Source organism: Kitasatospora sp. NPDC004531, assembly GCF_053602195.1.
Window position 1 is genome coordinate 1 of sequence record NZ_JBSGDD010000063.1, and the last position, 15,013, is coordinate 15,013.

The 15,013-nt window shown below is 73.6% G+C and carries 11 protein-coding genes; 4 read left to right on the forward strand and 7 right to left on the reverse strand.

Going from position 1 to position 15,013, the window contains the following annotated elements; genetic code table 11:
* Nucleotide 1: 1 nt before the first annotated feature.
* The gene (locus tag ACWEMJ_RS23255) at nucleotides 2-928 is read right to left on the reverse strand and encodes a spherulation-specific family 4 protein (RefSeq protein WP_452139026.1); all 927 of its coding nucleotides are present in this window, start codon (nucleotides 926-928) and stop codon (nucleotides 2-4) included.
* A gap of 243 nt (nucleotides 929-1,171) precedes the next feature.
* Between ACWEMJ_RS23255 and ACWEMJ_RS23260 the strand changes: the two genes are divergently transcribed.
* On the forward strand, nucleotides 1,172-4,375 hold the full coding sequence (locus tag ACWEMJ_RS23260; protein ID WP_452139027.1) for an SdrD B-like domain-containing protein: 3,204 nt from the start codon (nucleotides 1,172-1,174) through the stop codon (nucleotides 4,373-4,375).
* A 67-nt stretch (nucleotides 4,376-4,442) separates the two neighbouring features.
* Here ACWEMJ_RS23260 and ACWEMJ_RS23265 read toward each other — a convergent pair whose 3' ends face one another.
* From ACWEMJ_RS23265 to ureA, 3 genes are read right to left on the reverse strand one after another with little or no spacing between them, the layout of a single operon-like run.
* The gene (locus ACWEMJ_RS23265) at nucleotides 4,443-5,486 is read right to left on the reverse strand and encodes an agmatine deiminase family protein (protein WP_452139028.1); all 1,044 of its coding nucleotides are present in this window, start codon (nucleotides 5,484-5,486) and stop codon (nucleotides 4,443-4,445) included.
* Between the two features lie 31 nt (nucleotides 5,487-5,517).
* Entirely contained in the window at nucleotides 5,518-7,239 is a 1,722-nt protein-coding gene (locus tag ACWEMJ_RS23270) for an urease subunit alpha (protein ID WP_452139029.1), read from the reverse strand.
* A gap of 13 nt (nucleotides 7,240-7,252) precedes the next feature.
* Nucleotides 7,253-7,963, reverse strand: coding sequence for an urease subunit gamma (gene ureA, locus ACWEMJ_RS23275; RefSeq protein ID WP_452139030.1), 711 nt, complete (start codon nucleotides 7,961-7,963; stop codon nucleotides 7,253-7,255).
* A 284-nt stretch (nucleotides 7,964-8,247) separates the two neighbouring features.
* On the opposite strand from ureA, the gene ACWEMJ_RS23280 reads away from it, so the two are divergent.
* The 3 genes from ACWEMJ_RS23280 (at nucleotide 8,248) to ACWEMJ_RS23290 (ending at nucleotide 11,973) form a co-directional block, all read left to right on the forward strand.
* Complete coding sequence (locus ACWEMJ_RS23280) at nucleotides 8,248-8,775, forward strand: RICIN domain-containing protein (protein WP_452139031.1); 528 nt, start codon at nucleotides 8,248-8,250, stop codon at nucleotides 8,773-8,775.
* 354 nt (nucleotides 8,776-9,129) lie between these two features.
* The gene (locus ACWEMJ_RS23285; RefSeq protein WP_452139032.1) at nucleotides 9,130-9,531 is read left to right on the forward strand and encodes an ATP-binding protein; all 402 of its coding nucleotides are present in this window, start codon (nucleotides 9,130-9,132) and stop codon (nucleotides 9,529-9,531) included.
* 249 nt (nucleotides 9,532-9,780) lie between these two features.
* Nucleotides 9,781-11,973, forward strand: coding sequence for a SpoIIE family protein phosphatase (locus tag ACWEMJ_RS23290; RefSeq protein ID WP_452139033.1), 2,193 nt, complete (start codon nucleotides 9,781-9,783; stop codon nucleotides 11,971-11,973).
* A 263-nt stretch (nucleotides 11,974-12,236) separates the two neighbouring features.
* Here the strand turns inward: ACWEMJ_RS23290 and ACWEMJ_RS23295 are convergent, their stop codons facing one another.
* The 3 genes from ACWEMJ_RS23295 to ACWEMJ_RS23305 all read right to left on the reverse strand — a co-directional run bounded on the left by ACWEMJ_RS23295 (nucleotide 12,237) and on the right by ACWEMJ_RS23305 (nucleotide 15,000).
* Nucleotides 12,237-13,187, reverse strand: a complete 951-nt coding sequence (locus tag ACWEMJ_RS23295; protein WP_452139034.1) for a DUF2637 domain-containing protein — start codon at nucleotides 13,185-13,187, stop codon at nucleotides 12,237-12,239.
* 135 nt (nucleotides 13,188-13,322) lie between these two features.
* The gene (locus ACWEMJ_RS23300; RefSeq protein WP_452139035.1) at nucleotides 13,323-14,126 is read right to left on the reverse strand and encodes an iron-sulfur protein; all 804 of its coding nucleotides are present in this window, start codon (nucleotides 14,124-14,126) and stop codon (nucleotides 13,323-13,325) included.
* 94 nt (nucleotides 14,127-14,220) lie between these two features.
* Complete coding sequence (locus ACWEMJ_RS23305) at nucleotides 14,221-15,000, reverse strand: hypothetical protein (RefSeq protein ID WP_452139036.1); 780 nt, start codon at nucleotides 14,998-15,000, stop codon at nucleotides 14,221-14,223.
* Nucleotides 15,001-15,013 lie beyond the last annotated feature (13 nt).

Below are 15,013 nucleotides of genomic sequence, written 5' to 3' on the forward strand. Positions count from 1 at the left end.
GTCATGACCTCGAACAGGTTGCCCGCCGGGTCGGTGAAGTACAGGCCCCAGGCGCACAGGCGGTCTCCGCGCTGAAGCCCCAGGCGGGGCTGGCGTCCCAGGGGTTGTCCTCGACGTCGTTGGTGGCGTACGCGTACCCGGCGCCGCGGGCGAACGCGGTGCCGAGGGCGGTCTGCATGGCGGCGGCGTCGGGGGTGGCGTGGATCAGGTGCCAGTAGGAGGTGCCGTCGGGGTCGAACCCGGCGCCGGAGTAGTAGCCGGCGGTCAGGTTGAAGACGTTGCCGCCGAGGTAGTGGTTGACGTAGTTGTCGTAGGTGCCCTCGAAGGTGACGAAGGTGTCGGCGGTGCGCTTGCCGGGCTCCAGGAAGCAGTCCTGGACGGCGGTGCCGGGGTTGTTCACCACCAGTTCCTGCGCTGCCGGGTCGATGGAGTGGACGATCGCCTGCACCTGCTGGCGCAGGTCGAGGTAGTAGTCGCGTTCGACGTTGTTCGCACCGCAGTTGCGGCTGCTGGTGTCGAAGAAGATGCCGTCGACGTGCAGCTTCCCGTCGGCGGTGACCAGGTAGTTGCGGACGTCGTTCAGCACGGCGGCCTTGTCCCGGGTGGCCCACGCGGTGTGCACGTAGCCGAGCACCTTGGTGTGCTCGCCGGCGGCGGTGGTGCGGGCGCGCAGCCCGTCGGCCTGGGCCTGCCAGGAGGCGTTGAACGGGTCGAGGCCGTTGTTCGGGTTGAGGATGACGATCGACGGTGCGGGCTGCGCGGCCTGGACGTCGAGCAGCATCGGCTCGTTCGGGTGGACGTACGCCGGGACGCCGATCTCCAGACCGCGCGTCGTGGTGGTGGCGCCGGCCTGCGGTGCGGCGGTGGCGCCGACGGCGAGCAGCGAGCCGAGGAGCAGGGCGGTGAGCCCCTTCGCGCGGATGCGCATGCGTGGTTCCCCCAATGCTGGGCGGGCGCCCCCCTGGCGCCGCACGGGCATGCTAACCGCAGACGGGTGTGCGGAGGCCGGATATCGGAGATCATCCGGAGCGGGGTACCGGCGACCGGACGACCGGTCGGCGCAGGGGTGTCCGTCGAGCGGGCGGATCGGCTGGGCCGATCGGGTGAAAGGGGGTCATTTCGATTCGCGCCGCAGTGATGTGCCCACATCCTGTCGGATCAACTGCTCGGTATGCGTACTCCCCTTCGTTCGGGACGGATCGCCTCCGTCCTGGCGCTGCTGGCCGGCTCGCTGCTGGGCAGCGGTGCTCTGGCCCCGCCGGCGCACGCCGCGATCTCGTTCACCAAGACCGTCGACAAGTCCACCGCAGCGCCGGGGGAGAACGTCACCTTCACCCTGCAGTACACCTGCTCCGTGCAGGAGTGCGTGGGCGGCCGCATCACCGACACGCTGCCCGCCGGGCTGGAGTTCGTCGGCTGGTCGCCCGACCCCACCACCGTGGACGTGGCCAACTCGACCGTGCCGGCCGCCGGCAGCACGGGCGGTGCGCTCGACATCCACCTGCTCGACCTCAGCCCGGGCACCACGGCCACCATCACCGTCGTCACGCGCTTCCCCAACTTCACGACGGCGAACGGCACTTCGGCCGCCAACACGGCGCAGCTGACCGCCCAGGGCGAGACCCCGCAGAGCAGCTCCGCCACCGTCACCGCGCAGGTCGAACCGGTCTACGACGTCACCAAGGGCGTGCAGACCGCCAGCGCCGACGGACGGACCGTCACCTACCAGTTCAGCGCCTGCTCCACGGCCGGCCCGAACGTCGACCTGGACGCCAGCCGGCTGCTGGACACCCTGCCGGCCGGCGCCGTCGTCGACACCGGACGGTCGCCCGGCTGGACCCAGGTCGGGCCCGGCCCGAACACCTGGAGCTACGACATCGGCGAGTTCCGGGCCGCCAACGGCCAGCCGGGCTGCCGGATCCCGGGCGTGCTGGTGGTGAACTACCCGGACCCGCCGTTCGCGGCCGGCACCACCTCCACCAACCACGTCGAACTGCTCGGCGACCCGCTCGGCGCCGAACCGGAGCGGGGCCTGTCCACCGCCGACGCCACCACCGGCGTCTTCCAGGAACCCGGCACCGGCGTCGAGGTCACCGCCGCCAAGTCCTGGGGCGAGCACAGCGTCTCCGGCGACCTGAACAGCTTCAGCCTGTTCGCCACCAACGCCTCGGCGCCCGCCACCTCGCTCACCATGACCGACCCGGGCACCGGCACCACCGAGGGCCTCTACAACTGGCTGTTCCCGCAGACCGTCCAGCTCGACGCGTGGAACCCGCCCGGCATCGTCCTCACCTTCCAGTACCGGCTGAACGGCGACCCGACCTGGCTGACCTTCACCCCCGGCACCCCGTTCGACGGGTCGAGCACCCGGCGGATCACCTTCGCCGAGGGCGCCGGCGACCCCGCCAACGACGAACTCGGCCTGCCCGCCGGCCGCTGGCTGGACGGGCTGCGGCTGACCTGGAACGGCCCGCTGCCCACCGGCTGGTCCCCGGGCGGCGGCGTCCAGGTCGTCACCCAGGTCGTCACCCCCGGCCACGACGGCCGCCCCGCACCCGAGCTGCTCACCAACTGCGTCGACAACACCGCCACCGACGGCGTCACCACCTCCGCGGCCACCGGCTGCGCCGAGACCACCGTCGCCGCCGCCACCAACCTCGGCGCGTCCAAGACCACCGTCGCCGGGGCCGTGACCAACGCCGGCGGCCGCGCCACCTTCGAGGTCGTCCCCTACAACCGCAGCGGGCGCGCGCTGGACCGGCCGCTGGTGCTGTACGACGTGCTGCCCGCCGGGCTGGTCTACGTGGAGGGCTCGCTGCGCCCCAGCCCCGGCTACCCGGACGCCAAGCTCCCGGAGTCCGTGGAGGTCACGCCCGGTGCGGACGGCGCCCAGATCATCAAGATGACCTGGCCGGCCGGCGCGCCCGACATGACGTACCTGAACGACGCGCTGGCCTACCGGGTGCAGTTCGACGTGCAGGTCGCGGCCAGCGTCCGGGCCGGGACGCTCACCAACCAGGTGTTCGTCACCGCCGACCGGCCGACCGTGCCCGTCGCCTGCTACTACAACGGCACCAGCACGGGCGTCCCCGACACGCTCGACCTGAACGGCGACGGCGACCGCACCGAGACCATGTGCCACGCCGCCTCGAACGTCGAGGTGCAGGTGCCGAGCGTGCTGCGCTCCTACAAGGAGGTGCAGGGCGACCTGGACTCCGGCTTCGGGCCGATGGGTGCCGCGACCCCCGGCGGCCGGGCGTCCTACCGGATGACCGTCCGCAACGACTCGCCGGACCCGGTCACCGAGTTCCTCGCCTACGACAAGCTGCCGACGCCCGGTGACGGCTACGTGCTGACGCCCTCGGCGGCCCGCGGCAGTGCCTGGGCGCCGTCGCTGAGCAGCCCGATCACCAGCTCCGACCCGACCGTGACGGTCGAGTACACCACCGACAAGCACCCGTGCGTCCCTGCCGTGCTGCCGCCCGCCTCCGACCCCGGCTGCAACCCGAACGCGGTGTGGACGGCGGCCTTCCCCGGGCCGGGCGTCGCCACCTGGTTCCGGATCGGGCGCCCCGGCACCCTCGCGCCCGGCGAGTCCTTCACGCTGGAGTGGCCGATGGTGGTGCCGTTCGACGCGCCGGACGCGGCGTACGCCTGGAACTCCTTCGCGTACACCGCCACCGACGCGACCGGCCGCCAGCTGCTGCCCGCGGAACCCGCCAAGGTCGGCGTGGCCGTGGAACGGACCGCCGCGTCCGAGAATGCGCTCGGCGACTTCGTCTGGGACGACCTCAACCACGACGGCGTCCAGCAGCCCGGCGAGCCCGGCGTCCAGGGCGTGCACGTGGCCCTGCTGGACGGCAACGGACAGCCCGTGCGCGACTTGAACGGCAACCCGGTCACCGCGGTCACCGACGCGAACGGCCACTACCTGTTCGACAACCTGCCGGACGGCGCCTACCAGGTGCACTTCGACCTCACCACGATCCCCAAGGACGCCAAGGTCACCGTCCGGCACGCGGGCTCCGACCCGGCGCTCGACTCCGACGCCGACCCCGCCACCGGCCTGACCCAGACCGTCACCCTGGCGGGCGGGCAGCGCGACCTGGACCTGGACATGGGCCTTGTCCTGCCGGCCACCAGCCCCTCGCCGTCCCCGTCCCCGTCGCCGTCCACCTCGCCCTCGGCCTCGCCGTCACAGGGCCCGGAGCCCTCGGCGTCGCCGTCCGCCGAGCACAGCGGTGAGGGCGGCAGCCTGCCGCACACCGGCACCGACCTGCCGGGCGGCGTGCTCGCCGCGGTCGCGGGCGTGCTCACCGTCGGCGGCACCGTGCTCTGCGCGGTGACGTACCGCCGCCCCCGGCGCCGCCACTGACCGGGCGGCGCGGAACGGCCGCGGGCCGGAACCTCCTCGGAGGTTCCGGCCCGCGGCCGTGTGCGGGTCAGGCCTTCGGCTGCTGCTGCGTGATGCAGTGGATGCCGCCGCCGTTGGCGAAGATCTCGCGGGCGTCGACCAGCTCGACGGCGCGGCCCGGGTAGGCCTTCTCCAGGACGGCCTTGGCCTGCTGGTCGCGCGGGTCGTCGAAGGCGCACAGCACGACGACGCCGTTGGCCACGTAGTGGTTGATGTAGGAGTAGTCGACCGGCTCGCCGTCCTCGTCGAACAGCACGGTGGGGGCCTGGAGTTCGATGACCTCCAGGGTGCGGCCGCGGGCGTCGGTGGCGGAGCGCAGCAGGTCGGCGAGCTCCCGGCAGACCGCGTGGTCGGGGTGCGCCGGGTCGGGCTGCGCGTGCACCACGACGGTGCCGGGGCGGACGAAGGCGGCGACGATGTCGATGTGCCCGCGGGTGCCGAACTCGTCGTAGTCGCGGGTCAGTCCGCGCGGCAGCCAGATCGCCTTGGTGGTGCCGAGGTACGCGTGCAGCTCGGCCTCGACCTGCTCGCGGGTCCAGTCGGCGTTGCGGCCCTCGCCGAGCTGCACGGTGTCGGTGACCAGGACGGTGCCCTCGCCGTCCACGTGGATGCCGCCGCCCTCGTTGATCAGCCGGGAGGCGAAGCGCCGCACCCCGGCCAGCTCGCTGACCTGCTCGGCGATGTGCTGGTCGTGCTCCCAGCGGGCCCAGGACTGGGCGCCCCAGCCGTTGAACACCCAGTCGGCGGCGGCCAGTTCGCCCTTGTCGTCGAGCAGGAAGGACGGGCCGATGTCGCGCATCCAGGCGTCGTTCAGCGGGCGCTCGACGATCTCCACCTCGGGGGAGAGGTACGGGCGGGCCTGCTCGCTCTCGCCGGTGTTGACCACCAGGGTGACCGGCTCGTGGCGGACGATCGTGTTGGCGACCTCGGCCCAGGCGCGGCGGGCCGCGTCCAGCTGCTCGGCGCCGTCGAAGGTCGGGTTCGGGGTCGGGAACGCCATCCAGGTGCGCTCGTGCGGATGCCATTCGGCGGGCATCCGGAAGCCGAGCGAGGCGGGGGTGGGGGAGGTCATGAGGGGCAAGTCCTAAGGGAGTGAGGGGAGTTCACAGGAAGTACAGGCGGCTGAGGGAGACCGAGTCGGCGGGCGCGGAGCGCAGCGGCTCGCCGTCCAGCGAGACCAGGCCGGTCGCCGAGACGTCGACCTGCCCGATCCGGCCGTTGCGCAGCATCGAGCGCGGGCCGATGCCCCGGGTGCCGCGCACGCCCACCCGCCGCCTGCGGGTGGGCAGTTGGTCCCCGGCCACGTCCAGGTAGGCGGAGTCGGCGGCGGCCTGGGCGACGAACGCCACCGAGAGGTCGGCGGCGGTGGCGCCGTGCGCGCCGAACTGCGGTCCCAGCACCAGGGGTTCGCACCGGTCGGTGGAGGCGTTCGGGTCGCCCACCACGCCGTACGCGGGGAAGCCGGCCTTCAGCACCAGCTGCGGCTTGGCGCCGAAGTGGTCGGGGCGCCACAGCACGATGTCGGCCAGCTTGCCGACCTCGATCGAACCGACCTCGTGCGAAAGCCCGTGCGCGATCGCCGGGTTGACGGTCAGCTTGGCGATGTAGCGCAGCACCCGCTCGTTGTCGTCGCCGCCCTCGGCGGTGCCGTACGAGCCGGCGCCGTCCAGCGGGCCGAGCTCGGCCTTCATCTTGCCGGCCATCGCGAAGGTGCGGCGCACCGTCTCGCCGGCCCGGCCCATGCCCTGGGCGTCGGAGGAGGTGATGCCGATGACCCCGAGGTCGTGCAGCACGTCCTCGGCGCCCATGGTGCCGGCCCGGATCCGGTCGCGGGCCATCGCGGCGTCGCCCGGCAGGTCCGGCTTGAGGTCGTGCGCGGAGACGATCATGTCGTAGTGCTCGCCCAGCGCGTCCCGGCCGAACGGCAGGGTCGGGTTGGTGGAGGAGCCGATCACGTTCTCCACGCCGGCCATCTTCAGCACGTTCGGCACGTGGCCGCCGCCGCAGCCCTCGATGTGGAAGGCGTGGATGGTCCGCCCCTCCAGCACCGCGAGGGTGTCCTCCACCGACAGGCACTCGTTCAACCCGTCGGTGTGCAGCGCCACTTGGACGTCGTACTCCTCGGCGACCCGCAGCGCGGTGTCCAGCGCCCGGGTGTGCGCGCCCATGTCCTCGTGCACCTTGAAACCGGACGCGCCGCCCTCGGCCAGCGCCTCCACCAGCGGCGCCGGGTCGGAGGACGAACCCCGGCCCAGGAAGCCGATGTTGACCGGCCAGGCGTCGAAGGCGTTGAACGCGTGCCGCAGCGCCCACGGCGAGTTGACGCCGACGCCCCAGACCGGGCCGAACTCCTGCCCGATGATGGTGGTCACGCCGGAGGCCAGGGACGCCTCCATGATCCGCGGCGACAGCAGGTGGACGTGGGTGTCGATGGCGCCGGCGGTGGCGATCAGGCCCTCGCCGGAGACGATCGTGGTGCCGGTGCCGACCACCACCTCCACGCCGTCCAGGGTGTCCGGGTTGCCGGCCCGGCCGATCGCCGAGATCCGGCCCGCCCGGATGCCGATCGAGGTCTTCCGGATGCCCTGCACCGCGTCGATCACCAGCACATTGGAGATCACCACGTCGCAGGTCTCGCGGACCGCGGCCGGCTTGAGGTGCAGGCCGTCGCGGGCGGTCTTGCCGAACCCGGCGAGGAACTCGTCGCCCGGCGCCTGCGAGTCCGACTCGACCCGGACGATCAGCCCCGAGTCGCCGAGGCGGACCCGGTCGCCGGCCCGCGGGCCGTGCACCGAGATGTAGTCGTGCGGGGAGATGGCGCTCATGCTTGGCCTTCCTTCACTGCTCGGGCTGCGCGTCGTCGAACTCGGTCAGGTAGCCGGTCGCCCGGGCCTTGGCCAGCGCCGCGTCCTTCGCGCCCGGCGCGTCCAGCGGCCCGTCCACCAGCCCGGCGAAGCCGATCGCGACCCGCTCGCCGCCGATCGGCACCAGGCCGACCTCGACCGTGGCGCCCGGGTCGAAGCGCACCGAGGAGCCGGCCGGCACCGCCAGGTGCATGCCGTAGGCGGCGGCCCGGTCGAAGGCCAGGCGCGGGTTGGACTCGAAGAAGTGGAAGTGCGAGGTCACCGAGATCGGCACCGAGGCGGTGTTGTGCACCGGCAGCAGCAGCGCCTCCTCCACCGGGTCGTAGCCCGCCCCGGCGCCCGGCAGCGCCGCGCCCGGCGCCCCCTCGCCCAGCGAACCCGCGCCGCGGAACGGGTCGTTGACCACGGCGAGCCGCGTCCCGTCGTCGAACACCGCCTCCACCTGCACCACCGTCACCACGTCCGGCACGCCCGGCAGCACGTCGGCGGCGCTCAGCACGCTGCGCCCGGCCTCGATCGCCTCGGCCAGCCGGCGGCCGTCGCGGGCCGCCTCGCAGACGGTGTCGGCGATCAGCGCCGTCGCCTCCGGCACGTTCAATCGCACGCCGCGCGCCCGTCGGGCGCGGGCCAGCTCGGCCGCGGTGAAGATCAGCAGCCGGTCCCGTTCGGTGGGAGTCAGTCGCACGGTGCCTCGCTCGTCGAGGGTGGACGGAGGATGGTCGGACAGAGTTTAGAACGCCGTTCAAACGTGTGGCCCCATTGAACCCGCGGCCGCCCGTGATGTCCAGCCTCCGGCGGCGGGCCCGGGCCGCCCCGCAGGCGCACGGAAGGGGTGCGTGGGAACCGGGGGGATGGTGTGCAGGAATGGTGCTCAAGGGGCGGAGCTGATGATCGGACCGTGCGAGGATCGCACCGGGGACGAGCCGACGCACCGCCAATGACCGCACGCCACTTCCTTGGGGGACGTACATGCGCATCCGCACCGCCGCCCGCTCGCTGGCCGTCCTGGCCGGCACCGCCACCCTCGCCGTGGGCTTCGTCGCCCCGGCCTCCGCCGCGCAGCCGTACAAGGTCGGATCCGTCCGCCTGATCAACAACAACAGCAACAAGTGCCTGGAGGTCGCCGACTGGCGCACCGACGCGGGTGCGCCCGTCCGCCAGTGGGACTGCACCGGCGGCGCCAACCAGCAGTGGGACGAGATCGCCGACCGCGTCGACCCCGGCATCCGCTACTACCGCAACGCCAACAGCGGCCAGTGCCTGGAGATCGGCGGCTTCAACGCCTCCAACGGCGCCACCGCCAACCAGTGGCCGTGCAACTGGGGCGGCAACCAGATCTGGCGCAACTACCCGGGCAAGCTCCAGACCGACGCCGCCTACTGGGGCGCCGCCGTCGGCAAGTGCCTGGAGATCGCCGACTGGCGCACCGACAACGGCGCGCCCGCCCGGCTGTGGGACTGCACCAGCGGGGCCAACCAGGGCTGGCGCCTCGGCTGACATCCGCCCTTCCGGGCCCCGGCGAAAGCTTTCGCCGGGGCCCGGATCGGGGCGGGCGCGCCCCGGCTCGTCCGTGTGCCCGCGCACGCCCTTGCGCACCGTTCACCACGGGCGTAGGGCCGGATCGCTGTTGCAAACGCCGCCGAGTGGGCATGAGGATGACCAGAAGTGGCCGCCGGACCGGTGGGGGACCGGAGCGGCCGTCCGGGACGAGGGCGGGGGCTTACGAGAGTGATGGACGGTCAGGCAAGGTTCCCGCGTCAGCGTTCGGCCTCGCGCCGCGAGCCGCTCGACCAGCAGGGCGCCGCACAGATTCAGTCACAGCCCAAGGCCCAGCCGCACAGTCCGGCCCCGGTGCACCGGCCGGAGTGCGCCCTGCACCGCCGGCTGCACGCCTCCCTGGAAGCCGCCGACCTGCCGTCCGTGGGCGCCGTCCGGCGCGAGCTGCGGGCCGCGCTCGACCACTGGGGCGTGCCGGAACTTGCCGACACCGCCGAGCTGCTGGCCTCCGAACTGGTCACCAACGCGCTGGTGCACACCGGCAAGGGCGCCGAGTTCGACGCCCAGCTCACCGTCGAACAGCGCCTGCGGGTCGAGGTCCACGACCGCACCAGCAGCCTCCCCGGCCGCCGACAGCCGGACGACGACGCCACCTCCGGGCGCGGCCTGCTGCTGGTCGAGGCACTCGCCGACGACTGGGGCGTGCAACTGCGCGGGGACGGAAAAGTCACCTGGTTCGAGCTGTCCGCGCCCTGACGCGGCCCGCCCCCAACCGGGGGCGCGAATTCCGGACCGGCCGTCCGGCAGACCCGTTCGGGCGGGGGCCCGCCAACGGGATCGTGTGCGATCAGTACCGTCCGGCCCACTGGCATTGCCGCTTTGCCGAACATACGACAGGCTAGTGAGAATGTGTGCCAGTAGGCACACCCAACCATCGCGGTCGGGCCGGCCCAGCAGGGGACGCGGAAACCAGCGGCCGCCAGGCAAGGCACCGGCAGGAGAAGCATGGCCACCGAGCCCGAGGCGCCTGGGCCCGCCCGCCGAACCCCGCCCGCCCAGGCCACCCAGGCCACCCGGAACAGCACCCCCGCGAAGCCGCTGCGCACCGCCGCCGGCCGCGCCGTGCCGTCCACCGCCCGCGGCCTGCCCACCCGCACGGGTGACTCCACCCCCGAGTGGCTCGAACCGGCGATGGCCGCCAACGGCATCGGGTCCTTCGACTGGGACATCCGCCGCGACGCCCTGGTCGGCGACCGGCGGGCCTGCGCCATCCTCGGCCTGACCGGCCAGCCCTTCGACCGCACCTCCGGCTCCTTCCTCGCGCTGCTGCACCCCGAGGACGCGCCGGTCGTACGCCGCCGGGTCGAACGCGCCGTCGCCGAACTCGGCCAGTGCGGCGCCTACTACCGCACCGTCTTCCCCAACGGCGAACTGCACGCCGTGCGCTTCCGCGGCCGCGTCCTCGCCGACGCCTTCGGCCGCCCCTCCCGGATGGTCGGCTTCGTCTGGGACGCCACCGTCGAACTCCACAAGCGCGAACGCGCCGACGAGCTCGCCGTGCTGCGCGAGGAACGCTCCCGCTTCATCAAGGAGGCCGCCCGCGCACTCTCCGAAGCCGTCACCGTCCGCGACGTCGCCCGGGTCTTCACCGAACTCCCGCTGCCCGGCCTCGGCCCCGACGGGCTCGCCCTCGCCTCGCTCGAAGGCGGCCGGATCGCGCTGCTCGGCTCCAGCGGCTACCGCAACACCCTCAGCGACCAGTTCGACCGCATCCCGCTCGCCCCCAGCCACCCCGCCGCCGAAGCGATCCGGCAGCGCGCCCCGATCTTCGTCTCCAGCCGCGAGGAGTACCGCGAGCGCTACCCCGACGCCTGGGACTGGGCCGAGAACAGCGGCCGCTCCTCCTGGGCGTTCCTCCCGCTGGTCGCCAGCGGCCGCCCCACCGGCGTCTGCGTGGTCTCCTTCGACGACGACCGGGAACTCGACCCCGACGAGCGCACCCTGCTCTCCACCCTCGGCGGACTGGTCGCGCAGTCCCTCGCCCGGGCCCGCCTGCACGACGCCGAACACGAACTCGCCGCCGGCCTGCAGCGCGTCATGCTGCCCCGCACCGTCCCCGCCGTCCCCGGCGTCACCACCGCCGTCCGCTACCTCGCCGCCGGCTCCGGCCTCCAGATCGGCGGCGACTGGTACGACGTCGTCCCGCTCCCCGGCGGCCACGTCGGCCTGGTCATCGGCGACGTGCAGGGCCACGACGTGCACGCCGCCGGCATCATGGGCCAGCTCCGCATCGCGCTGCGCGCCTACGCGGCGGAAGGGCACCCGCCGGCGGCCGTGATGGCCCGGGCCTCGCGCTTCCTCGCCGACCTCGACACCGACCACTTCGCGACCTGCACGTACGCCGAGGTCAACGTCGACTACGGCGTGGTCTACGCCGTCCGGGCCGGCCACCTGGACCCGGTGGTGCGCCGGGCCGACGGCTCCGCGCACACCGTCCCGGTGGCGGGCGGGCTGCCGCTGGGCGTCGCGCCCGACGAGGAGTACCGGGTGACCCGGTTCAGCCTCGACCCCGGGGAGACCGTGCTGCTGTTCACCGACGGGCTGGTCGAAGCCCGCGACATGGACCTCGACACCGGGTTCGCCCGCCTCTGCGAGACCGTCACCGAACCGCTGCCGGCCCGCTCGGAATCCCCCCGCGACCCGCTGGAGGAACTCGCCGACCGGATCGCCTCGCAGGCCGCCGACACCAGCGAACGCGAGGACGACATCGCGCTCCTGCTGCTGCGCTGGGACGGGCCGGCCGGCGGGCGGGCCGCGCAGCAGCTGCGCCGCCGGATCGGGCAGGCCGACCTGGCCCGGATCGCCGAGCTGCGGGCCGAACTCCGGGACGCGCTGCGGCGCTGGGGGGTGCCCGAACTCATCGACACCGCCGAGCTGTTGTCGTCCGAGCTGGTCACCAACGCGATCCGGCACACCGACCGGGACGCGATGTTCACGGCGCGGCTGTACCAGGAGGCGGGACGGGCCCGCCTGCGGGTCGAGGTCGAGGACGAGTCCGACCTGTGGCCGACCCGCCGGACGCCCGGAGAACAGGCGTCCTCCGGGCGCGGACTGATGCTGGTCGAGGGGCTGGCGGACGCGTGGGGCGTGGAGCCTCGCGGCTCGGGCAAGCGGATGTGGTTCGAGGTCAGCAGCTGAGGGGCGGGGGGAGCCCCGTCAGGGGCTCGGGGAACGGCGAGGTCGAGCTGCTGGTGGTCGGGGGCCGCTGGCGGTCGGTACGTTTCGGGTCAAAGAAGGGGGACCAGAAAGGGCCGAACGCTCAGCGCCCCGTCGCTCCTCCGCAGCTCGACCCCGCCGTTCTCCCCCAGCCCTAGCGGGCCGGGAGGTACCCCCACGGGCCCCTGGTTTCGCACCCACCAGCCCTCGGTTTCGCGCCCACCAGCCCTCGGTTTCGCACCCTCTCAGCCGTACTGCTGCTCCAGGTCCTTGAGCTTCTGTTCGAGGGTGTCGATGCTGCGGTGGGACGGGGTGGCCGGGAGGCCGGCGGGGGCTATGGCGGGCTCCGTGGGGGTGGCCGGGGCGGGGGCGGGTTCGAGTTGGCGGGTGTGGCGGGTGCGCCAGCCCGCGCCCGGTTGGCGGCCGATGGCGCGGATCTCGGCGCGTTCCCGGCGGGAGGCCATCCTGCGGCGCTCCCGGTTCTCGGCGGCCGTGCGCTTGTCGTCGCGGACCTCCTCGACGGCCTCGTCGAGCGTGCGGACGCCTTCGAGGAGCATCAGCGACCACGCGGCGTACGTCTCGCGCGGGGCGCGGAGCCAGCGCACCACGCGGATCTGCGGCAGCGGCCGGGGGACGAGGCCCTGTTCGCGGAGGGCGGCGACCCGGGTCTGCTTGAGGGCGCGGTCGAAGAGCACCGCGGCCGAGAGCGACATGCCGGCGAAGAACTGGGGCGCGCCGTCGTGGCCGAAGCCGCGGGGGGCGTGCACCCAGTTGAACCAGGCGGAGGCCGCGGCGAACAGCCAGACCAGCAGGCGGGAGCCGAGCGCCGCGTCGCCGTGGCTGGCCTCGCGGACGGCGAGGACGGAGCAGAACATGGCGGCGCCGTCCAGGCCGAACGGGACGAGGTACTCCCAGCCGCCGGAGAGGCCGAGGTTCTGGATGCCGAAGCCGACCAGTCCGTGGAAGGAGAGGGCGGCGGCGACCGCGGCGCAGCAGAAGAGCAGCAGGTAGGAGGCGCCGCCGTAGAGGGATTCGGTGCGGCGGCGGCGTTCCTGGGCGCGTTCCCAGGAATCCGAGTTGGCGTTGTTGGTGGCTGCGGCCGAGCGGCTGCGGGCGACGGCCAGCAGGGCGACGGTGATCACCATGGCGGCCGCGCCGGCGACGACCCAGCCCAGCGGTATGTCCGACAGTCTCATGACCTGATCCAGCCTCGCTTTCCGCGTCTTGAGGGGGTCACCATCATGGCGGAGAAATGCGCGGAAAACCGACCGGAACGCGAGCAATACATTATTTGGGGGGAATTCCGGAATTAGATCAACGGATTGTCGGATCTATTTGGTGCGAGGGCAGCTGAAACAGGGTTCGGTCGGCCGGACGGTGTAGAAGAGGCAGCAGCTGACCCTGGTCCTGGTCCGGCGGCCGGCGCTCCCGCGGAAGCCCGGGGTGCCCACGAACGGGGCGCCGGAGGCGCCGCCGGGCAGCAGGGCGGTCAGCTCGGCGACCGCCCTGGGCTCCTCGTCGAGCAGGGTGGAGAGGTACCAGAGGCCGTCCACCACGTCGTCGGTGGCGAGCGCCCAGAGAGTGCGCGGGCCGCGTCGCACGCGGGGGCGGAAGGCGTCGAGCACCGGCGCGAGGTGCTCGGCGAGCGCGGCGCGCAGGGCGGCGTCGAGCGCCGGGCGGTCCGGGACGGGGAGGGCGTCGGGACGGTCGGCGGCCGGGTCGTCGGGGAGGCAGTGGAAGGCGGCCGGGTGGGTCGTCAGTTCGCCGGTGGTGCGGTTGATCGAGAGGCGTTCGACCGGGATGACCGGGACCCGGCGTTCCAGGAACCAGGGCAGGGTGAAGGCGAGGGCGGCCGGCCAGGCGTAGCGGTGCAGGCTGAAACCGGCGGTGACGTCCGGTCGGGTGGGGGCGCCGTAGAGCTCCAGGCCGAGGCGTTCGTCGAAGGCGAGGGTGGCGTCGAGGGCGGCCGGGTCGGTGGCGAGGGCGGCGGCGGTGGTCCAGCCGGGGCCGGTGCGCGGTGCTTCGGAGTGGATCCGCAGGCTCGGGAAGACCTCGCGGAGGCGGTGCCAACTCCCTTGGCAGGGAAGGCGGTCGGCGGTGGGCGGGGGGCACTGCTCGACCTGGTGCGCGGTCACGCGGGCTCCCTGGTGGTACCCCGGGAGCGGGGCCCGGGCGTGGCGCGGTGTACCTGTCCGGGCCACTGCTCGGCCCGGACAGGTAAGGCTCACCTTAGCTGATGCCGTGCCCCAGGTCCCGCAGGGTGCCGCCGTCCGGTGCCGCCGCCCGGTCGGGGAGCCGGGCCAGCCGCCGCGCCAGCCACACCGGGACGCCGCCGAGCGCCTGCACCAGCCGGGACGCCTCGGCGCGCAGCCGGTCCGCCTCGGCCGGCTCGGAGACCTGCGCCAGCGAGGCCAGCGCCGGGGCCACGCCCACCGTGAAGCCGAGCTGCTCGCGGAGCCTGAGCGCGGCCCCGAAGCCCTCCCGGGCCCGCTCCGGTTCGCCGGCCGCCAGGGCCAGCCCCGCCAGGTGGCACCAGGTGGAGGAGCGCAGCAGGTCGTCGCCGCGCTCGCGCGCGCCCTCGTGCGCCCGGGTGTACGCGCTGTGCGCTGCCGCCGGGTCGTGCAGCAGGTTCTCCGCGACCAGTCCGCGCCGGAAGTCCAGCAGCGGCCGGCCCGGGGCCTTCGGCGGCAGCAGCGCCGAGGTGCGGCCGAGCGCGGCCTGGGCCTCGTCCAGCCGGTCCCGGCGGCTCAGCACGCTGGCCACGTACGCCAGGTAGCCGCGGGCGCAGGAGGCCGCGGCGCGGTGCTCGCTGCCGGCCACCGAGGCCTCCGCCAGGCGCAGCGCGTCCTCCGCGCGCTCCCAGTGGTCGGCGGTGAACAGGCACTGCTCGATCAGCAGTTCGGCCCGCTGCAGCGCCGCCGTCGGATCCCGGCCGGCCTGCGGGCGGAGCAGGTCCGCGGCCTCCTGCCAGCAGCCCCGCGACCGAAGCCGCCAGACGACGTCCGCCATGCCCCCCGGGGCA

Excerpts from the sequence above, each read along its gene's own strand:
- ACWEMJ_RS23290 (WP_452139033.1), top strand. The coding sequence starts at position 9,781 with ATGGCCACCGAGCCCGAGGCGCCTGGGCCCGCCCGCCGAACCCCGCCC.
- ACWEMJ_RS23255 (WP_452139026.1), bottom strand. The coding sequence starts at position 928 with ATGCGCATCCGCGCGAAGGGGCTCACCGCCCTGCTCCTCGGCTCGCTG.
- ACWEMJ_RS23305 (WP_452139036.1), bottom strand. The coding sequence starts at position 15,000 with ATGGCGGACGTCGTCTGGCGGCTTCGGTCGCGGGGCTGCTGGCAGGAG.
- ACWEMJ_RS23260 (WP_452139027.1), top strand. The coding sequence starts at position 1,172 with ATGCGTACTCCCCTTCGTTCGGGACGGATCGCCTCCGTCCTGGCGCTG.
- ACWEMJ_RS23270 (WP_452139029.1), bottom strand. The coding sequence starts at position 7,239 with ATGAGCGCCATCTCCCCGCACGACTACATCTCGGTGCACGGCCCGCGG.
- ACWEMJ_RS23295 (WP_452139034.1), bottom strand. The coding sequence starts at position 13,187 with ATGAGACTGTCGGACATACCGCTGGGCTGGGTCGTCGCCGGCGCGGCC.
- ACWEMJ_RS23280 (WP_452139031.1), top strand. The coding sequence starts at position 8,248 with ATGCGCATCCGCACCGCCGCCCGCTCGCTGGCCGTCCTGGCCGGCACC.
- ACWEMJ_RS23265 (WP_452139028.1), bottom strand. The coding sequence starts at position 5,486 with ATGACCTCCCCCACCCCCGCCTCGCTCGGCTTCCGGATGCCCGCCGAA.